This is a genomic window from Pseudomonas sp. 32_A (assembly GCF_017490905.1).
Lineage (GTDB): Bacteria > Pseudomonadota > Gammaproteobacteria > Pseudomonadales > Pseudomonadaceae > Aquipseudomonas > Aquipseudomonas inefficax.
The window spans coordinates 1-477 of record NZ_JAFGYI010000266.1; the positions used below are offsets into that span (position 1 = coordinate 1).

Genomic DNA, 477 nt, shown 5'->3' on the forward strand with positions numbered 1-477 from the left:
GATCTACACCGTCGACCTGGTCGGCTTCGCCTTCCTCCGTGAGTTCGGCGTGCTGCTCACCGCCATCCTCCTCGCCGGCCGCACCGCCAGTGCCTTCACCGCGCAGATCGGCTCGATGAAGGCCAACCAGGAGATCGACGCGATCCAGGCCCAGGGCATGGACCCGGTCGAGCTGCTGGTGCTGCCACGGGTACTCGCCCTGCTGTTCACCCTGCCGCTGCTGACCTTCCTGGCGATGATGTCCGGGATCTTCGGCGGCGGCGTAGTCTGCGCCCTGAGCCTGGACATCTCGCCGCGCATGTTCCTCTACATGCTGCAGAACGACATCGCCGTGCAGCACTTCCTGGTCGGCAGCGTCAAAGCCCCGGTGTTCGCCTTCCTCATCGCCGTGATCGGCTGCCTGGAAGGCTTCCGCGTCAGCGGCAGCGCACAGTCGGTGGGCGAACACACCACCTCCAGCGTGGTCCAGTCGATCTT

At 65.8% G+C, this 477-nt stretch carries 1 protein-coding gene; it reads left to right on the forward strand.

Annotated features, from left to right (window positions below):
* The coding region (locus J5M58_RS26610) for an ABC transporter permease (RefSeq protein WP_207880351.1) at nt 1–477 on the forward strand (477 nt) is incomplete at both ends.